The sequence below is a fragment of the Methylosinus sp. is20ea genome, assembly GCF_059718135.1.
Map to the genome: position 1 here is coordinate 69,561 of NZ_AP046088.1, position 18,674 is coordinate 88,234.

At 65.2% G+C, this 18,674-nt stretch carries 19 protein-coding genes and 1 riboswitch; of the genes, 10 read left to right on the top strand and 9 right to left on the bottom strand.

Going from position 1 to position 18,674, the window contains the following annotated elements; genetic code table 11:
• The 4 genes from AC6IY7_RS00390 to AC6IY7_RS00405 all read right to left on the bottom strand — a co-directional run bounded on the left by AC6IY7_RS00390 (position 1) and on the right by AC6IY7_RS00405 (position 3,704).
• Positions 1 to 816: an FAD/NAD(P)-binding protein gene (locus tag AC6IY7_RS00390; protein WP_497780999.1), complete on the bottom strand. Its 816-nt coding sequence runs from the start codon at positions 814 to 816 to the stop codon at positions 1 to 3.
• A 31-nt stretch (positions 817 to 847) separates the two neighbouring features.
• Positions 848 to 1,312 carry a cyclic nucleotide-binding domain-containing protein gene (locus tag AC6IY7_RS00395; RefSeq protein ID WP_497781000.1) on the bottom strand — a complete coding sequence of 155 codons (465 nt, stop codon included), beginning with the start codon at positions 1,310 to 1,312 and terminating at the stop codon, positions 848 to 850.
• Positions 1,309 to 2,433 (bottom strand): 4Fe-4S dicluster domain-containing protein, encoded by a 1,125-nt coding sequence (locus AC6IY7_RS00400; RefSeq protein WP_497781001.1) that lies wholly within the window; start codon positions 2,431 to 2,433, stop codon positions 1,309 to 1,311. Before AC6IY7_RS00400 ends, AC6IY7_RS00395 begins: the two co-directional genes overlap by 4 nt.
• Before the next feature lie 152 nt (positions 2,434 to 2,585).
• Positions 2,586 to 3,704: a 2'-deoxycytidine 5'-triphosphate deaminase gene (locus AC6IY7_RS00405; protein ID WP_497781002.1), complete on the bottom strand. Its 1,119-nt coding sequence runs from the start codon at positions 3,702 to 3,704 to the stop codon at positions 2,586 to 2,588.
• A 220-nt stretch (positions 3,705 to 3,924) separates the two neighbouring features.
• Positions 3,925 to 4,004: riboswitch (SAM riboswitch) on the top strand.
• A 52-nt stretch (positions 4,005 to 4,056) separates the two neighbouring features.
• Between AC6IY7_RS00405 and AC6IY7_RS00410 the strand changes: the two genes are divergently transcribed.
• A complete protein-coding gene (locus AC6IY7_RS00410) occupies positions 4,057 to 5,250 on the top strand; it encodes an O-succinylhomoserine sulfhydrylase (protein ID WP_497781003.1) in 1,194 nt (397 codons plus the stop codon).
• 5 nt (positions 5,251 to 5,255) lie between these two features.
• Here the strand turns inward: AC6IY7_RS00410 and AC6IY7_RS00415 are convergent, their stop codons facing one another.
• The 4 genes from AC6IY7_RS00415 to AC6IY7_RS00430 form a co-directional block, all read right to left on the bottom strand.
• Positions 5,256 to 5,498, bottom strand: coding sequence for a hypothetical protein (locus tag AC6IY7_RS00415; protein WP_497781004.1), 243 nt, complete (start codon positions 5,496 to 5,498; stop codon positions 5,256 to 5,258).
• 100 nt (positions 5,499 to 5,598) lie between these two features.
• Positions 5,599 to 5,964, bottom strand: a complete 366-nt coding sequence (locus AC6IY7_RS00420) for a hypothetical protein (RefSeq protein WP_497781005.1) — start codon at positions 5,962 to 5,964, stop codon at positions 5,599 to 5,601.
• Between the two features lie 168 nt (positions 5,965 to 6,132).
• On the bottom strand, positions 6,133 to 8,589 hold the full coding sequence (locus AC6IY7_RS00425; RefSeq protein ID WP_497781006.1) for a TonB-dependent receptor: 2,457 nt from the start codon (positions 8,587 to 8,589) through the stop codon (positions 6,133 to 6,135).
• A 187-nt stretch (positions 8,590 to 8,776) separates the two neighbouring features.
• Positions 8,777 to 9,136, bottom strand: a complete 360-nt coding sequence (locus AC6IY7_RS00430) for a hypothetical protein (RefSeq protein WP_497781007.1) — start codon at positions 9,134 to 9,136, stop codon at positions 8,777 to 8,779.
• 371 nt (positions 9,137 to 9,507) lie between these two features.
• Between AC6IY7_RS00430 and AC6IY7_RS00435 the strand changes: the two genes are divergently transcribed.
• From AC6IY7_RS00435 to argE, 3 genes are all read left to right on the top strand, one after another.
• On the top strand, positions 9,508 to 10,224 hold the full coding sequence (locus AC6IY7_RS00435) for a class I SAM-dependent methyltransferase (protein WP_497781008.1): 717 nt from the start codon (positions 9,508 to 9,510) through the stop codon (positions 10,222 to 10,224).
• Positions 10,225 to 10,500: 276 nt separating this feature from the next.
• Positions 10,501 to 10,893 (top strand): Co2+/Mg2+ efflux facilitator ApaG/CorD, encoded by a 393-nt coding sequence (gene apaG, locus AC6IY7_RS00440; protein ID WP_331937960.1) that lies wholly within the window; start codon positions 10,501 to 10,503, stop codon positions 10,891 to 10,893.
• 24 nt (positions 10,894 to 10,917) lie between these two features.
• On the top strand, positions 10,918 to 12,078 hold the full coding sequence (gene argE / locus AC6IY7_RS00445; RefSeq protein WP_497782753.1) for an acetylornithine deacetylase: 1,161 nt from the start codon (positions 10,918 to 10,920) through the stop codon (positions 12,076 to 12,078).
• Between the two features lie 23 nt (positions 12,079 to 12,101).
• Here the strand turns inward: argE and AC6IY7_RS00450 are convergent, their stop codons facing one another.
• Entirely contained in the window at positions 12,102 to 12,476 is a 375-nt protein-coding gene (locus AC6IY7_RS00450) for a hypothetical protein (protein ID WP_497781009.1), read from the bottom strand.
• A gap of 256 nt (positions 12,477 to 12,732) precedes the next feature.
• Here AC6IY7_RS00450 and yajC point away from each other — a divergent pair, with 256 nt between their 5' ends.
• The 6 genes from yajC to AC6IY7_RS00480 all read left to right on the top strand — a co-directional run bounded on the left by yajC (position 12,733) and on the right by AC6IY7_RS00480 (position 18,641).
• Positions 12,733 to 13,206 carry a preprotein translocase subunit YajC gene (gene yajC / locus AC6IY7_RS00455; RefSeq protein ID WP_497781010.1) on the top strand — a complete coding sequence of 158 codons (474 nt, stop codon included), beginning with the start codon at positions 12,733 to 12,735 and terminating at the stop codon, positions 13,204 to 13,206.
• Between the two features lie 85 nt (positions 13,207 to 13,291).
• Positions 13,292 to 14,884 carry a protein translocase subunit SecD gene (gene secD, locus AC6IY7_RS00460; protein ID WP_497781011.1) on the top strand — a complete coding sequence of 531 codons (1,593 nt, stop codon included), beginning with the start codon at positions 13,292 to 13,294 and terminating at the stop codon, positions 14,882 to 14,884.
• Between the two features lie 13 nt (positions 14,885 to 14,897).
• Complete coding sequence (gene secF / locus AC6IY7_RS00465) at positions 14,898 to 15,872, top strand: protein translocase subunit SecF (protein WP_497781012.1); 975 nt, start codon at positions 14,898 to 14,900, stop codon at positions 15,870 to 15,872.
• Positions 15,873 to 15,884: 12 nt separating this feature from the next.
• The gene (locus AC6IY7_RS00470) at positions 15,885 to 16,265 is read left to right on the top strand and encodes an Mth938-like domain-containing protein (RefSeq protein WP_497781013.1); all 381 of its coding nucleotides are present in this window, start codon (positions 15,885 to 15,887) and stop codon (positions 16,263 to 16,265) included.
• Positions 16,266 to 16,288: 23 nt separating this feature from the next.
• Positions 16,289 to 17,164 (top strand): phytoene/squalene synthase family protein, encoded by an 876-nt coding sequence (locus tag AC6IY7_RS00475; protein WP_497781014.1) that lies wholly within the window; start codon positions 16,289 to 16,291, stop codon positions 17,162 to 17,164.
• Between the two features lie 97 nt (positions 17,165 to 17,261).
• The gene (locus AC6IY7_RS00480; RefSeq protein WP_497781015.1) at positions 17,262 to 18,641 is read left to right on the top strand and encodes an ActS/PrrB/RegB family redox-sensitive histidine kinase; all 1,380 of its coding nucleotides are present in this window, start codon (positions 17,262 to 17,264) and stop codon (positions 18,639 to 18,641) included.
• Positions 18,642 to 18,674: the final 33 nt, after the last annotated feature.

The following is an 18,674-nucleotide window of genomic DNA, read 5'->3' on the forward strand; positions in this document are numbered from 1 at the left end:
TCAGATTTCCTTCTTCGCGATGAGGCCACGCAATTGCGAATAGGGAAACACCGGCCCGTCGCGGCAGATGAAGACCGGCCCGAACTGGCAATGGCCGCACCAGCCGATCGCGCATTTCATATTGCGCTCCATCGAGAGATAGATGCGCTCCTCGGCGACGCCCATCTCGACGAATGCATTGGCGACGAAACGCATCATGATCTCCGGCCCGCAGAGCATGGCGAGCGCGCGCGACGGATCGAAGCTCGCGCGCGAGATCAGCGACGTCACCACGCCGACATTGCCGCGCCAGTCGCCGCGCGCATGATCGACCGTCGCCTCCACCTCGACATCGAGGCGGCCACGCCAGTCCTCGAGCTCGTCGCGAAAGAGAATGTCCTGCGGGCTGCGCGCGCCGAAAAGCAGAACGATGCGGCCATATTTCTCGCGCTCGGCGAACAAGCGATAGAGCGCCGGACGCAGCGGCGCGAGGCCGAGCCCGCCGGCGACGACGATCACATCGCGCCCTTCCGCCTCCTGCATCGGCCAGCCGCGCCCGAAAGGTCCACGCAGACCGATCGGCTCGCCCGGATGCAGCTCGGTGAGCGCGCGCGAGACGGCGCCGACGGCGCGGATCGTATGAACGAGACGCGCGCTCTCCGCCGGATCGCCGCTGACGCTGATCGCCGCCTCGCCGACGCCGAAGGCGGTGAGCATGTTGAACTGCCCGGGCGCGAAATCGAAAGCGCCGCCTTCGATTTCCAATGTCACGACATCGGCGATCTCGCGCCGGCGCTTGGCGATACGCGCGACGCGCGGAACCATGGGCGCAATCATGGGGTCTCCAGCGCGCGCCGTCGGAAATGCGTCAACCATGGGCGCCATATATGTCGATCATCTGCAGTCGCGCCGCCTGCAGCCGCTCGAGCAGCGGCGGCATGAAGCGCTTCATCATCTCATAGCCGAGCCGCGGATCGGCCTCGCTCTTGCGACGCAGGCAGGCGGCGTCGACGGCGATGGCGCGCACGAGATCGATCGCGCGCGCGTCATAGGTCCAGCGATAGGGCGGCACCAGCCAGGAGAGGCCGCAGAGTTCGCCCTCGCGCAGCGTCTGCAGCGTCACGGCGCCGCGCGCGGGATCACGCAGCTCGATGGCGACGCGGCCATTGCGCAGCAGATAGAACCAATCGGCGCCATCGCCTTCGTGGAAGAGATATTGTCCGGGATCGAAGCGCGCATTCTTGGCGCAGCCGGAGACCAGCTGGACGATTTCCGCATCCATTCCGGCGAAAAATCGATGCTCTTTGACGATATGCTCGATGCTCTCGATCATGTCGCGCCTTTCTGCGCGTCGCTCTCGCGAATGGCGCGCGCTTCCTCGGTGAGGTCTATGCCCACCGGGCACCAGACGATGCAGCGCCCGCAGCCGACGCAGCCCGAGGTTCCGAACTGGTCATGCCAGGTGGAGAGCTTATGCGTCATCCATTGGCGATAGCGCGATTTGACGCTCTGCCGAACGCTGCCGCCGTGAATATAGGAAAAATCCAGCGTGAAGCAGGAATCCCAGCGCCGCGATCGCGCGCTTTCGACGCCGGCGAGATCGCTCGTGTCCTCGACGCTCGTGCAAAAGCAGGTCGGACAGACCATTGTGCAATTGGTGCAGGCGAGGCAGCGCGAGGCAACATCGTCCCAGCGCGGATGATCGAGATTGCGCGCGAGCAATTGCTGCACATCGCCGGCCTCGAGGCTGCGGCCCATATTGGCCGCCGTGCCCGCGAGGATCGCCTCGGAATCCTCGATCTCGCCGGTGGTCGCGGCGCGATGCGGCAATGTCTCCAGCAGCGCCCTGCCCGCCTCCGTCCCCGCCTCGACGAGAAAGGAGCATCCGGCGATGATCTCGGTCAGCGCGAGATCGAAACCCATCGTCGCCTTCGGGCCCGTATCCATCGAGACGCAGAAGCAGGCGCCGCCGGCGACGCCGCAATTCACCGCGACGATGAAGACATCCTCGCGCCGCGCACGATAATGCGAGTCGATGTAATCTCCGCCGAGGAAGACGCGGTCCTGAATGGCGATGGCGTGCAACTCGCAGGAGCGCGCGCCGATGAAGGCGAATTTCTCATGTGTCTCGGGCTCGGCCTCGACGCGCAGCTCGTCGCCCTCGCGCCGCGCGCTCCACAGGCGCAGCACGGGCGGATGCAGGAATTTCTTCCAGGATTGCGGGCCGACGACATAGCCGAACAGCGCCTCGTCATTGCGACGCGTCAGGCGATAATGGCCGCCGTCTTGCTCGTCGCCGACGCCGCGCGGCAGATCATTCAGCGTCGCGATCTCGTCATAGACGATCGCCTCGTCGCGCACGGTGGGGCCGATGAGTGAATAGCCGTGCTGACGCAGAGCCTCGAGCAGTGCCTCGAGCCCTGCGGCGTCGACGATGGAGCGGCTCTCTGTCATGCCTTTGTCCATATCACAACATCTAGCGTTCGAAATCGGCGCCGCGCCGTCATCGCGTGGAGCGGAGCGACGAAACGGTGACGGCCACCGCTCCTTGTTTCACCGAACTATTGCAGTTTATCGACGAAAAGCGAGGCGACGCCCTGTCGCGCTCACGGCGCCTTGAAATGTTTGGAGAGCTTCAGCTCCTGGCCCTGGTAATTGGAGACCCCGCTCTGGCCGTAGAGAATCGTCGGCTCCGCGGCCATGGACTCATAGACCAGCCGGCCGATGACCTGCCCGTCTTCCAATATGAAAGGCACGTCATGGCTGCGCACCTCCAGCACAGCGCGGCTGCCCGGCCGCCCCGATTCGCCATAGCCGAAGCCCGGATCGAAAAAGCCGGCGTAATGGACGCGGAACTCGCCCATGGCCGGGTCGATCGCCATCATCTCGGCCGACAGATGCGAGGGGATGCGGATGCGCTCGCGCGAGGCGAGAATATAGAATTCATTCGGATCGAGGATGAGCTTGCGGCCGCGCCGCGGCGTCAGCCGCTCCCAATAATCCTCGACCGCGTAATGATCGACGCAGTCCACGTCGATCACATCCGTATGTTTCTGCGCGCGATAGCCGACGACATCGCCGAGCCCGTCGAGCGCGACGCGCAGGATGAGGCCGTCGCGCAGGGTCAGCTCGCCATCGGCGAGCGGCGCGCGCGCATGCTCGGCCGCGAGCGCCGCGTCGGAGAGCGTCAGCTCCGCCCCCGGATCGCGCCGGCGAAGGCGCAGCTGGTCGAGCCGCGAGCCCTGGCGCGCGCGCACGCTGAAGCTGCGCGGCGAGACTTCTGCATAGAGCCGCCCGCGATAGCCCGCCGCGACATGGTCGAAAATTTCCGTGTCGTCGGTGATGAGGCGGGTGAAAATATCGAGCCGCCCGGTCGAGCTCTTGGGGTTGGCGACGCCGGAAATATCCGGCGGCAAAGCGAGACTCTCCAAAAGCGGGATCACATAGACGCAGCCGCGCTCGAGCACGGCGCCGACGCCTTCGAGATCGATCTCGTCATAGGTCAGCTCGGCGAGCAGCGCCTCGACGCTGCGGCGCTTGCCCGGCAGAAAGCTCGCCCGCACGCGATAGGCCTTGGGCCCGAGACGCAGATCGAGGCTCGCCGGCTGATGCTGCCCATCCTCGATCGGCCGTGTCGCGAGAATCGCGCCCGCGGCCGCCAATTCGCGAATCTGCTCGCAAGAGAGCACGCCGTAAGAGAAGGACGCGGCGGGCGCGGACGCCATCTGAACTCCTGTCACAAAAATTCACTCGTCGTGGGACCTTACACGCCCCACGCCTTCGTGTCCTTTGCGTCTTAGAGCGCTTTCCGATCGAACGGAATCGTTCGATCGGAATTCGCTCCAACGAAAGAAAGCTAAGAGGTAAAAAATCCACGAACACGCCAAGGACACGAAGGAAACGCCGCCGCGGTTGACTTGGCCGCGTCCTTCTGGGCATTCTATATATCGAACGCGTGGTTCTTTGAGCCGGCCGGCTTGCCGCCACGTTAAAAAAAGGCGCTAAAAGGCCGGGTTTCCTCGTGAAATCCGCTTTTTGCCGCAGTGGTGCGTCTCGCGCCGCACGGGGAGACGAAAATTGAGCGACGACAAGAAGAAGCTGCGGCCTGCGACCCAGCTGGTCCATGGCGGGGGACTGCGCTCCCAATTCGGCGAATTGTCCGAGGCGATGTTCCTCACGCAGAGCTTCGCCTATCCGACGATGGAGGCCGCCGAGGCCCGCTTCAAGGGCGAGGACCCGGGCTTCATCTATTCGCGCTTCTCCAATCCGACCGTCGCCATGTTCGAGCAGCGCATGTGCCTGCTCGAGGGCGCCGAGGCCGCGCGCGCCACGGCGAGCGGCATGGCCGCCGTCACCGCCGCCCTGCTCGCGCAGCTGCGCGCCGGCGATCATATTGTCGCGGCGCGGGCGCTGTTCGGCTCCTGTCTCTATGTGGTCGAGGATCTGCTGCCGCGCTTCGGCGTCGCCTCGACACTGGTCGACGGCGCGAATCTCGAGGAGTGGAAGGCCGCCGTCCGTAAGGAGACGAAGCTGTTCTTCCTCGAGAGCCCGACCAATCCGGGCCTCGAGGTCTATGACATTCGCGCCATCGCCGATATCGCCCATGAGGCCGGCGCGCGGCTCGTCGTCGACAATGTCTTCGCGACGCCTCTGCTGCAAAAGCCCTTCGAGCTCGGCGCGGATGTCGTCGTCTATTCGGCGACGAAGCACATAGACGGCCAGGGCCGCTGCCTCGGCGGCGTCATTCTCGCGTCGCAGGCGCTGATCGAGGAGAATATCCATAATTTCCTGCGCCAGACCGGGCCGGCGCTGTCGCCTTTCAACGCCTGGACCATGCTGAAGGCGCTGGAGACTCTGCCGCTGCGCGTCGCGCAGCAGACGGCGAGCGCGGCGAAAATCGCCGATTTCCTCGCCGAGCAGAAGGAGATTTCCCGCGTTCTCTATCCCTTCCGCGCCGATCATCCGCAGGCGGAGCTGGCGCGGCGGCAGATGACGGGCGGCGGCACGCTGGTGACCTTCGATGTCGCAGGCGGCAAACCGGCGGCCTTCCGCCTCGCCAATGCGCTGAAGATCGTCAAGATTTCCAACAATCTCGGCGACGCCAAGAGCCTCATCACCCATCCGGCGACGACGACGCATCAGCGGCTGACGCCGGAGGCGCGGGCGCGTATCGGCGTCGGCGACGGGCTGCTGCGTCTCTCGGTCGGGCTCGAGGACGCGGACGACCTCATCGACGATCTGGCGCGCGGCCTCGCCGCCGCGCGCGGCTGAGGCCGTCAGGAGCCGAACTGGCCGAATTTGGCCCGGCGCTCGAGGTCGATCAGGCGGCCGCTGCGCCGCGCCGCGACCAGGGGCGCCGGCTGAGGCTCGGGCTCCGCCTCGCGCTGCGGAAGCGGGATGACGATCGCGCCGCGCGTCTCGAACACGCCGAAGGCGCGCCGCTCGCCGGTGAGCGTCCGCAGAAAATCACGAATGAACGCGCCGAGCCCGGCGCGATTGTCCATCGAAAATCGAAACACTTTTTCCCCTCCCCGCGCCGCCTTTTCGCGCCGCATCATCATTTTCGAAACGATGGTCGACACCCGCGAGCGATACGGGCGGTCGGCGTCGGTCAGAAAGTCAGATGGAGAGGGGCGGCGCCCGCGCCCGCCGCGCGTGATCGGGCTGGAAAACCACGATCCGGCGGACGGTCGCCGCCCATTCGGCGAAAGCCCAGTCCGGCGAAGCGACGTCCGCGATTTCCGGACGCGCCGCCAGCGGAGCCGCGCCGCCGCCGCAGCACAGAGCGCAAAGATCGCAAAGCCGAGGCCCGGTCTCGGAATGGCCCGTGGGCGCGGCCGAGGTCGCGGCGGAGACATCGGCGAGAGTCGCGCAAATCTGCCGCGGAGCGAGCGAGGACTGGACGAGCCCTGCCGTCGCCGGCGCAATGGCCTGAATGGCCAACGCCAACGAAAACAGCAATATGCTGACCAGATTCCGGCGCATGAACGCTCCTGCCTGCGACGGGGCGAAAGTCTGTCGTAATTCACCCCGCGGGGCAAGAGACCGAGTGGCGGGGAATGTGATGCGCCGCAGCATCAGCTCCCCGCCGTCGTCTCGATCGCGGCTCGACACTCCGATCGCTCGAACGATTCCGCTCGAGCGGAAAGCGCCCTATTTTGCGCCGAGCTTCACATCGGAGAACATGCCCGAAGCCGGGCCGCCGAAGTCGTATTTCAGACCGAGGAAATAGGTCCGCTGTGGATAGGGATTCGGATTGACGTAATATTTCCACCGGCCGATGTTGTCGACGCCGGCGTTGAGCGTCCATTCCTTGGTCAGTCTGTAGGTCGCCTTGGCGTCGAAGACGAGATATTCGCTGTCGACGCTGCCGTAGTTGTCGTGGTTGAAGTCGTTGTTGTTGAGGCTGACGAAGGCGCCTGTCGCATAGCGCACGCCGGCCGCGATCGAGAACTCGTCGGTCGGCGCATAAGAGGCGACGGCGCGAATGCGGATGCGCGGAATGCGGGGATATTGCATCCCTTGCACCCAGGGCTGCTGATAGTCGGACACGACCCTGGCGTCGGTAACGGTCAGGCTGCCGTTGAAGTCGAGACCCTTCCAGACGACATCCTTCAGCACGACGGCGGCCTCGACGCCGCGAAAGACCGCCTTGCCGACATTGGAGTTCTGCGACACAGAGACGCCGGTCGTGAAATCCGTCTGCGAGAGGATCGCATTCCAGCGTTGGTCCATGAACAGCGAGATGCGCGGCCGCGCCTGGCCGATGAGGCCGTCGAATACATTGTCCGTCACATATTCGCCGGTGAGATCATAGGACGTGCCGCTCTCCGGCTGCAGAGTCGGATTGCTGATCGAGATGGAGCTGGGTCCCGAAATATTCTGGAACAGCTCGAGCACGGTGGGGAAGCGATAATAGCGCCCGACCGAGCCGCGCAGCGTGAGATCGGGAAAGACCTGATATTCGATCGCCGCCTTGGGCGAGAAGGCCGATTTCGTGACGGCGGGCAGCGTCGGCGGCGTGACCAGCATGGGCGGCCAGCCGGCGAAGCCCGGCGTGTATTTCTGGCCGAGCGTGTTGTTGACGCCGCCGAAAGCGCTCCAGAACTCCTCGCGGCCGCCGAAAGTGAGCTTCCATTTCGGCGCGAACCACCAGACATCCTGGAGATAGACGGCTTTGGTCTCCGTCTTGCCGAGGTTTATCGCCTGGATCGAGTTGTAATAATTGTCGGTGAAGACATTGGTGTTGGTCTGCGTCTGGGCCAGCGAATAAATGTCCCAATGCGCGCCGACCGAGACCTCGTGCTTGCCGAGTTCTGTCCATTCGGGCCGCCAAATGCCGCGGGCGTCGAATGTATGCCAGAAAGACCCCGTCTGATTGACGTTCGAGCCCGCCGGATTGATCGAATAGGCGGTTCCCGCGGCGTTGGGCAGCCAGCCGTAGGCCTTGGCCGTGTTGTTGTAGTCGCGCAGATAATTATAGGACGTGCCCGAGAAGTCGAAGTCGAAGACGCCCTTGGTGTCGGACTTCAAAGAAAGCGCCTGCATCAGATGCGAGGCGTCGCCATGGCTCGGATTGACGGTGAAGGGGAAGACCGCGTTTCCGATCTGCACATTGCCGTTCTGCGTGTTGTAGATCGGCACGCCGTTCTTGTCGGTGATGTAGCTCGTCGGATAGGTGTTGTCGATCAACGACCAGAAGCCGAGCTGATAGGTCGCATGGACCTTAGGCAAAAGCTCGTAATCTAGCTTTATCTTCGCCATATGCTGCTCGGAATGGTCGGCCTGATTGGCGCCGCCGACGAAGCGCGGATTGCCCGCCTGGTCTATGTCGGCATAGCCGCCGAGGATCGGCGTGCCCGAGCCCGATTTGACATTGCCGCCCGGAAAGGTCTGCGACTGGCCCTGAGCGTCGAGCCGGTCGTAGCTCACCCAAAAGGAGAAATCGTTGATCTTGTCGCCGACGAGAAGATTCATGTCGCCGGCGAGATTGTTCTCCTTGGAGCCGTAGAGCGAATAAGGCTGCAGACCGGCGTTGCCGGAGAAGTGAAACTCGAAATTCTCCGGCATGCGCGTCGTGATCGTCATCACGCCGCCCATGGAGTTGCCGGGATAGAGCGCAGAGAAAGGCCCGTAGATGAGGTCGATGCGGTCGATCTCGCCGGGCGACACCATGCCCCAGCGCGGCGCGGTGCTGAATGTGTTGCCGAACAGATTGGAGAGCAGAATATTGTCGGCGTAGACGAGATTCTGCGCCCCGGCGATCGGCGTGTTGACGCGCGTCTGCAATATGCCGTTGCGGTCGCCGATGAAGCGCTCGCGCACCAGCACGCTCGGCAGATATTTCATCGTCTCGGCGGTGGTCATGACATTGACGGTGCGGTCGATGTCGGCGCGCGTGACGCTCTCCACCACGGCGGGAATATTGTCGGGAATCGCGCGGCGGACGGGCGTCTCGGGCGCTCGCGCGGAGCCCTGTCCCTCACCGCCATTCTGCGCAGCGATGTCGATATTGGGTAGCGCCTCTTGCGCTCGCGCCGTCCCGGCGGCGAGCGAAAAGGCCAGCGCACAAGCGGAGACGCCGCGCCGCAAATTGGAGCGATCCAGCATATTTTACCCTCCAGCGCCTTCATGCGGGCGCTTTTCCGGACCGCGGCCAGCGGCGCTTCCGGCCGGCGCGACGATCCTCGACGATGACGAATTTGGGAAAGCCGACCATCCCGTCCGCGCTCTTGGGGCTGCGGCGAAAAATGTCTGCCATGATAAGCCGCCGACGCTCGGCCGCGGCGCTAGGACGTCAGGCCGAGGCCGGGGGAGCGCGAGCGCGGTGCGCGCGCGCGAGATCGAAGCCCAGTCCGATCGTCGCGCCGAGCATTCGATCTGCCGCCGCCACGCCGCGCCGGTCGGCGAGATGGTCGGCGACGGACAAAGGAACGAATGGCGAGAAACCGTCGAGACAATATTGGCAAACGAGGCAGGCGCCGGTGTCCCTGTGGCCGCCGGCAGGAGCGCGTCGGTCGACCGCGGCGCCGAGGGCGTCGCAAATGCCGGCCTCGCTGCGGCTATGCGCGGCCGCGGGCGACGCGCCGACGCCATAGGCGAAGGTCAGCGCCTGAAGCGCCAGGGCGAGGACCGCCAATATTTTGCGAAGACACAATCGACGCATCGCCACCGGTCGCCGCTCGGGAAGATTTGGCCCGACAGAAGTTACGCGCCGCCCACGACTCGGGCAATCGAACTCCGAGGCGACGGGGGGACTTTTCCTCGATCCGTGTCAATTATGTCACAGATTTTCCAGCAACCATTCGCCGCGGACTTGCGCCACAGGGGCGAGGCAACCCTCATTCCCCTGCGGCGCGATGCATCCTAGAATGCCCAGGCTGTCCGATCTCGACGCCAGCGGGACTGATGAAGGGAGAACGCAGCCGCTTCGGTCCGCCGCCACATCAGCTCGCGGCGCGGCGATTTTGCTGCGCGCGCAATGCTGGATGCAGCCTTTTTTCGAGCGACGAAACACCGGCGCGCCGCATGGAGCGCTCCGCCCACGAAAATTTTTTCGAGACACAACTGTATTTGCAAGGACTCGTCATGAGCATCGTCGATGTCACGAAACGCAGAATCGAAACTATCCAAAGGCGAGGCGCAACGAAATATTTGGCCTGCAAGCTCTATTCGTCCTTCTTGCATGCTCTGCGCTTCTTCTATGGATTCCATCCCTGGCACGCCGGCAACCCATGGTGTAGCCGCTCGTATAAGAAGTATGTCGCCGACCTCGCCGCCGGCCTCGATCCAACCTGCGTGGTGGAGATCGGTTGCGGTCTGGGCGACATTATCGCCAATATAGACGCGCCGCGGAAATTCGGGATCGATCCGGATAAAATGGCGATAAAATCCGCCCGAATTGTCCATCCATTTGCAAATGTCGTCTGGATCGAAGGCGATTGCAGCCGACTGAACCAGATCGAAGGAACGATCGACGTGCTATTGGGCGTCGGAATGGCGCATTATCTCAGCCCGCTAGAGCTAGAAAATTTCATTCGCCCGCACCTCGGCCACATAAAATATCTGATATTAGACCAGTTCAACGAATGGGCGGCTCCCGCCTACCAGCCCGATAGACCGCCTTTCGCACATGATTTCCGCTTCCTCGAACCCTTTGGAAAATGCATTTCGACGACGACTCCCGAAGACGACACGGGGCGTCGATATCTGATCTACCAGATCGACGGAGCCGCCCCGCATTGATATCGGCGTGAAGGCGACGCTTCGGTCGTCGCGCGAGACATGGGGCTGGGGCTGGGCCGCGGCTAGGGACGCGCAGGCGTCGGAGCCGACAGCAGAGGCCGCGAATGGCGGCGCACAAAGAGCTCCCACGCTCGTTCCGACGAAAGCCCCTTTCTTGACCCGCGTCTATTATGTCACAGATTTTGCTTCACAGAGGTGGGTCGGCGCCTGCTTTTACAGCAGGGGCCGACGCAATCCACATTCACCTTCGACGCGCCGCGTCCTAGAGTAGGCCCCATGTATATATCCGTCACACGCGACATTCAGGTCACCGCCCTGCCCGACTTCCTGCCGGAGCAGTCGGACCCCGCCAACGATCGTTTCGTCTGGTCCTATACGATCGAGATCGCCAATCTCGGCAAAGAACGTGTCCAATTGCTGTCACGCCATTGGATCATCATCGACGCCTATGGGCGTCGGGAAGAAGTGAAAGGGCCCGGAGTCGTCGGCGAGCAGCCGGTTCTCGAGCCCGGCGAGACGTTTCGCTACGCCTCTGGCTGTCCGCTCTCGACGCCCTCGGGACTGATGAAGGGAAGCTATACGATGATCACCCCCCACGGCGAGACGTTCGACATAGAAGTGCCGGCCTTCTCGCTGGACAGCCCGCTCTCCAAGCCGACCCTCAACTGAGCCGTCCACATGTCGCAGCGGGACATGTCGACCATCGAGCGCGCGATCGAGCTGACCAGCCGGCTCGTCGCTTTCGACACAGAGAGCTCCAAGTCCAATCTGGCGCTCATCGATTTCGTCGAATCCTATTTGCGTGAGCAGGGCGTGCCTTTTATCCGCGCGCCCAACGCAAAGGGGGACAAGGCGGCGCTATTCGCGACGATCGGCCCGCCGATCGAAGGCGGCGTCGTGCTCTCCGGCCATACGGATGTGGTGCCGGTCACGGGGCAGAATTGGACCGCCGATCCTTTCACTCTGCGCCGCGAGGGCGATCGGCTGCTCGGCCGCGGCGCCGTCGACATGAAGGGCTTCGCCGGCGTCTGCCTCGCGATGATTCCCGAGTTCAAGGCGGCGGGGCTCACACGCCCGATCCACATCTTCCTGAGCTATGACGAGGAGACCACCTGCCTCGGGCCGCTCGATCTGCTGGGGCGCCTCGGCCACGATCTGCCGCGGCCGGCGGCCGCCGTCATCGGCGAGCCGACCTCCATGCAGGTCGCCGACGCGCATAAGAGCGTGACGACCTTCGTCACCAAGGTGCGTGGCTTCGAGATTCACTCCGCCAATCTGCATCGCGGCGTCAGCGCCGTGCATACGGCTCTGCTGCTCGGCGCGGAGCTGCTGCGAATCGGCGAGGAGCTGGTCGCGGTGGGCGATCCCACCGGCCGCTTCGACCCGCCCTACTCCACCCTGCATATCGGCGCGATCGAGGGCGGGACGGCCCGCAATATCGTCGCCAAGGATTGCGCGTTCCACTGGGAGCTTCGCGGCGTGCCGGGGACGAACGCCGAAAAAATCGTCGAGGAAAGGCTCGCCGCCTATTCCGCGGAGCTGACCGAGCGTTATTTCGCTCCCTTCCCCGGAACCGGGATCGAGACGCGGATGGAGGTGGAGGTTCCAGGCCTCGCGCCGCAACCGGGCTCGCCGGCGGAGACGCTGGCGCTACGGCTGGCCCGCGCCAATCGCACCATCGCCGTGCCCTATGCCTCCGAGGCCGGACACTTCCAGCAGACGGGCATTCCGAGCGTCATCTGCGGCCCGGGCCGCATCGACGAGGCGCATCAGCCGGATGAATATATAGAAGTGGCCGAGCTTGCGGCCTGCGTCGAGTTCATGCGCGGCCTCGCCCGCGAGCTCGGCGCCTGACGGCGCCGAGCGGGCGCTGGCCCTCAATAGCAGGCCCAGACCCAATAGCCGACCCAGCGCCAGCAGGGCCCGACACCATAGCCATACCAACGCCCATGCCAATAGCGGCCGCGTCCGCCGTAGCCGGGCCCTCCGCGCCAGCCGGGGCCGCCGCGCCAGCCGCCGCCGTGGCCGCCACCATGCCAGCCGCCTCCGCCGCCATGCCAGCCGCCACCACCATGCCAGCCGCCTCCGCCATGACCGCCACCGCCGTGCCAGCCGCCTCCGCCGCCGCCGCCGCCGCCGTACCAGCCGCCTCCGCCGCCATGACCGCCGCCGCCGTGATGCTGAGCAAAAGCCTCGGATGGCAGCGCGAGCGCAGCGCCCAGAGCGACGACGAGCGATAATTTGTGCAACATCGGATTTCTCCTCACCTTCGCTGCGAAGCGCCTGGAGCCTCTCCGCCCCGATGCTTCCAAGAAGCGACTTAATACCCGCCGAGGCCGCCGACTGTGAGTTGTCGCACAGACCTCGCCGAATTCCTACCGACGAAGGCGAAGTGACGCGGCGCCCGCCGCCATTGATTTCGGGATAGGGCCGGCTATAGTCCGCGCCCGTTGCAAGGCGGCTTCCTGCCGGCACGAAGGCGCGCGCGCCGATTCCAAGAGATCGAACATGAAATTGATCCAAACTGCCCAAGCCCAGACCGACGCCCCTGCGGCGTCGACGCCTCCCGCTGCGCCCGCCCCCACCGCTCCTCCGGTTCCCGTGGCTCCCTCGGCGCCGCCGGTCCCGCCCAGCGCCACTGTGCAGGCGACGCCGGATGCGGGCGTTCCCCCGGCGGCTCAGGCCCCCGATATGATCACGCAGCTCGTCCCGCTGCTGCTCGTCACTCTGATCGTCTATTTCATCGTGCTGCGGCCGCAGGCGCGCCGCACGAAGGAGCAGAAGGAATCGCTCAAGAATGTGCGGCGCGGCGACACTGTCGTCACCAGCGGCGGGCTGATCGGCAAAGTGACCAAGACAGTCGACGACGCCGAGGTCGAGGTCGAGATCGCCCAGAACATTCGCGTGCGCGTGCTACGCCAGGCCATTACCGAGGTGCGCGCCAAGGGTGAGCCGGTGAAGGACCAAGCGGCCTCGCGCTAGCGCGCAACGCGCCGCCCGCCCCCACCCCGGCCGCCGATCCCCGGCGCCGGGCCCCTCTGGACCGCCCTCACAGGACCGACGATCCATGCTGCGCTTCGCCACCTGGAAGATCATCGCGATTTTGGCGCTGACGCTCGCCGCCGTTCTCGTCGTCGTCCCGAGCATGCTCGCGCCGGCGAGCCAGAAATCGCTGGCCGCCGCCCTCCCCTCCTGGGCGCAGCCGCGCACCATCGTGCTCGGCCTCGACCTTCAGGGCGGCTCCTATGTGATGCTCGAGGTCGACAAGGCCTCGGTGCTGCACACGCAGGTGACCAATCTGCGCGACGACGTCCGCCGCATCCTGCGCGAGGAGAAGGTCGCCATCACCGGCGGCATAGGCGCGCAGGCGCGCGGCGTGCAGCTGCGCATCCCGGACGCCGCCGACCGCGCCAAAGTGCTGCCGAAATTCCGCAATCTCGCGCATAGTTTCGCCGGCGCCAAAGTCGGCGGCGCGTCGCCTCTCGACGTGCGCGATTCGGGCGACGGACTGGTCCAGATCGTCGTCACCGACGCCGGCGTGACCGACAAGGTCCGCCACGCCGTCGACCAGTCGATCGAGGTCATCCGCCGCCGCGTCGACGCGCTCGGCACGCGCGAGCCCAGCATTCAGCGCGAGGGCGACGACCGCATCATCGTCCAGGTGCCCGGCCTCCAGGATCCCGAGCAGCTCAAGACCATTCTCGGCCAGACCGCCAAGCTGGAGTTCCGCCTCGTCGCCGAGCCGGGCCAGAGCCAGTCCGAGCTCGAGGAGCTCGATCAGGTCGACCAGCCGGGCAAGATCGCCATCGAGAAGCAGATCATGGTGCAGGGCGAGGATCTGACCGACGCCCAGCCCGGCTTCGACCAGCAGCGCGGCGGCGAGCCGGTGGTCAATTTCCGCTTCAACATTCGCGGCGCGCAGAAATTCGGCGAAGTGACCTCCAAGAATGTCGGTCGGCTCTTCGCCATCGTGCTCGACAATAAGGTGATCTCGGCGCCGCGCATCCTGCAGCCGATCACCGGCGGCTCGGGCCAGATCTCCGGCCATTTCACCGTCGAGCAGGCCAATAATCTGTCGATCCTGCTGCGCGCCGGCGCCCTGCCGGCCAAGCTCGACATCATCGAGGAGCGCACCGTCGGCCCCGGCCTCGGCCAGGATTCGATCGACGCCGGCAAGCGCGCGGCCTATGTCGGCGCCGGCCTCGTCGTCGTCTATATGCTCATCACCTATGGCGTGTTCGGAATCTTCGCCAATCTGGCGCTGTTCGTCCATATCGCCTTCATCTTCGCCGGCCTCGTGCTGCTCGGCTCGACGCTGACCTTGCCGGGCATCGCCGGAATCGTGCTGACGATCGGCATGGCGGTCGACTCCAATGTGCTGATCTATGAGCGCATCCGCGAGGAGCAGCATGGCGGGCGCTCGATCCTCGCCTCGCTGGACGCGGGCTTCAACCGCGCTTTCGCGACCATCGTCGACTCCAATGTGACGATGTTCGTCGCCGCGGCGATCCTCTATTTCCTCGGATCGGGCCCCGTGCGCGGCTTCGCCGTGTCGCTCGCGCTCGGCATTCTGACGACCATCGTCACCGCCGTCACCATGACGCGGATGATGATCGCGGTCTGGTATCACTTCGCGCGCCCGACGCGCCTGCCGATCTGAGGGTGAAACAGATATGAAGCTGCTGCGTCTCGCCCCGGAGAACACCAAATTCCCGTTCATGCGGTTCCGCCGCGTGAGCTATCCTTTCTCGGCGGTTCTTTCGATCTGCTCTGTGCTGCTGTTCGTCTTCATCGGCATGAATTTCGGCATCGACTTCGCCGGCGGCACGGTCATCGAGCTGCGCGCCAAATCCGGCCACGCCGAGATCGCGACGCTGCGCACGGGCCTCGAGAAGCTCGAGCTCGGCGACATAGAGGTGCAGTCCTTCGGCAATGACTCCGATGCGACTTTGCGCTTCGGCCCGCAGACGGGCGGCGACACCGCCCAGCAGGCCGCGGTGGAGAAAGTCCGCAATTCCGTCGGCGGCGATTACGAGCTGCGCCGCGTCGAGGTGGTGGGCCCGCGCGTCTCCGGCGAGCTGGTGCAATCGGGCACGCTCGGCGTCGTGCTGTCGATCGTCGCCGTGCTGACCTATTTGTGGTTCCGCTTCGAATGGCAATTCGCCATAGGCGCGGTCATCGCGACGATGCACGATCTTCTGCTCACCGTCGGCTTCTTCTCGCTCACCCAGCTCGAGTTCAACACGACGTCGATCGCGGCAATCTTGACCATTGTCGGCTATTCGCTGAACGAGACCGTCGTCGTGCTCGACCGAATTCGCGAGATGATGCGCAAATACAAGAAAATGCCGACCGATCAGATGATCGATCTCTCCATCAACGCGGTGCTGCCGCGCACGATCATGACCGCGACCACCGTGTTTCTGGCGCTGCTGTCGCTGGCGATCTTCGGCGGCCATGTGATCCGCTCCTTCTCGCTGGCCATGATCTGGGGCATTTTCGTCGCCACCTATTCCTCGGTCTTCATCTGCTCGCCCATGCTGATCTATCTCGGCCTGCGCAACGAGGACACCGACAAGGCGCCGGAGGCGGCCCCGAGCAAGGCCGCCGCCAAAGCGACGACGCGCGCCAAGCCCAAAACGGCCTGAAGGCCGCCCCGAATGGCAGAGCAGGGTCGAGGCTTCGTTCCGGGCCGCCATAGGGTCGAGGCCTATGGCGGCGGCGGCTTTCGCTTCGCGGAAATGTCGCATCGCGGCTCGCTGCTCGCTTTGCCCTCCGGAATTCACGCGCTGGACGCGGTAGCGGCGGCGCAGATCGACGAGGCGGCGCTCGCGCCGCTCTTCGCCGAGCCCGCGGGGACGGTCGAGCTGCTGATCTTCGGCTCCGGAGAGAATCTGCGGCCGCCTTCCGCGGCGCTGCGCGCCCGGCTTAGACAAGCGGGAATCATGGTCGAGGCCATGGCGACGGGGCCGGCGGTCCGAACCTATAATATGCTGCTCGACGAAGACCGGCGCGTCGCGGCCGTGCTGATCATGGTGTGAGCGCTGACGAGGGTTTTTCCTCCATGGACGACGCCGCGACCGATCGCCGGACGGAGCTTGCCGATCACTATCGGCATTGCGAGGCGGCGCTGCGCGAGCAGGAGCTGGACCTTTGGCTCGCCGGCCTCTTCGCGCCCGCGAGCGCGCGCCCGCACCTCCATGCGATCGGCGCTTTCGCCGCCGAGATCGCCGGCGTGCGCGCACGCGTCTCGCAGCCGATTCTCGGCGAGATGCGCCTGCGCTGGTGGTACGATTCGCTGGAGGCGGCGGCCGATAGCGAAGCGGCGCGCGCCCATCCCATCGCCGACGCGCTCATCGACACGCTCGACCGCCATGCGATTGCGCGCGAGGAGGTCGTCGAACTGCTCGAGGCCCATAGTTTCGATCTCTATGACGAGCCGATGGAGAGTCTCGCGGCGCTGGAGACCTATTGCGACCGCGTCTTCGGCGCGCCCATGCGCTGGCGCGCCATCGCCATCGACGCGCAGGACGCGAGCCGGCAGGAAGACGCGCTGCGCGACGCCGGGCGCGCCATCGGCCTCACGGCCATTCTGCGCGCCCTGCCCCGCCATCTGGCGCAGGGGCAGCGATTCGTGCCCGTCGATCTCTTGGCGCGCCATCGCGCCGAGAGCGATTTCGCCGGGGCCGAGGCGACGCCCGCGGTTGCGGGAGCGCTGGCGGAGCTACGCGGAAAAGCGCGCGAATATTTCGAAAAGGCGCGCACAGCGGTGCGCGGCGACGGCCCCGCGCGCGCCGCTCTGCTGCCCGCAGCCTTGATTCCACTCTATCTAGCAGAAATGGAGCGCAAAGGCTTCGACCCGTTCCGCTCCATCGCCGAGCCCGCGCAATGGCGGCGGCAATGGCGGCTCTGGCGCGCGGCAAGGGGGCGCGGCATATAGTCCTACGGAAAATCGCTGCGGAGCGCAGGCGAAACGCGCTACAAATCGAAAAGTCGCGCGTCTCGCGCTGCTGCAATTTTCGAGACGACACCGCCACATGACCAATCCCGCCGACGCCGATTTCGGCCATCAGGCCCGCCAGCTCCGCGTCGACACGCTCATCATCCTGCGCTGGCTGGCGATCGCCGGCCAGACCTTCGCGACGCTCGTCACTTTCTTCTATTTTCAGTTCGATTTCCCGATCGGGCTGAGCTTCATCGCCATTGCGACCTCGGCCTGCCTCAACGCCGCGCTGCGGCTCGCCACGACGCGCACGTTTCGCCTCGACGACGGCGAGGCGGCTCTGCTCTTGTCCTATGACATATTGCAGCTCTCGGCCCTGCTCTATCTCACCGGCGGCGTGGCCAATCCCTTCGCCATGCTGTTTCTCGCGCCGGTGATGATTTCGGCCGTGTCGCTGCCGCGCAAGCTGACCATTCTGCTCGGCGTGCTGATGATCGCCTCGGCCACCATATTGACCGTCGAATATCAGCCGCTGCCCTGGTACGAAGGGGTCGAGCTGCATTTCCCGCTGCTCTATCGCACGGGCGTGTGGACGGCGCTGTTGCTGAGCGCGGCCTTCGTCGGCCTCTACGCCGCCCGCGTCTCCGACGAGGCGCGCCAATTGTCGACGGCGCTGGCGGCGACGGAGCTGGTGCTCGAGCGCGAGCAGCATCTCTCGCAGCTGGACGGGCTCGCCGCGGCCGCCGCCCATGAGCTCGGCACGCCGCTCGCGACCATCGCCGTGGTGACGAAGGAGCTGCAGAAATCCGCGCCGTCGACGGCGCCGGCGCTCGCCGACGATCTCGCGCTGCTCGCGCAGGAGGCGCGGCGTTGTCGCGAGATTTTGCGCAAGCTGGTCTCGCTCGGCCAGGCCGATACGGGGGGCCTGCTCGACATGCAGACGCTCGAGACTTTGCTAGAGGAGGTCATCGAGCCGCATCGCGCCTTCGGCGTGGCGATCGAATTGACGCGGCGCGGCCCTCCGGACGAGCCGACCTTCTCGCGCAATCCGGGAATCGTCTATGGGCTCGGCAATCTCGTCGAGAACGCCGTCGATTTCGCCAGCTCGCGCGTGCGCATAGAGGCGCTGTGGTCGAAGGAGCTCGTCGTCATCGTCATAGAGGACGACGGACCGGGATTCTCGCAGGCGATTTTGAACCGCCTCGGCGACCCATATGTCAGTGGACGCCCGACCGATCGGCGCACGAAAAACGAGCCGGGCTCCGGCCTCGGCCTCGGCCTCTTCATCGCCAAGACGCTGCTCGAGCGCTCCGGCGCGACGGTGACGACAGCCAATGTCCAAGCTCCGCTGACGGGCGCCAAGGTGACGATCAACTGGCCGCGCAGCGCGTTCGAGCGGTCGGCGGCGGGCGGCGAGGCGGCCGGACGTGAGCGCGACTTGGACCAACAAACGCCTGCGTCCGACGCGGCGTGATGTTATATTGAACGAACCGAAACCAGGACGACG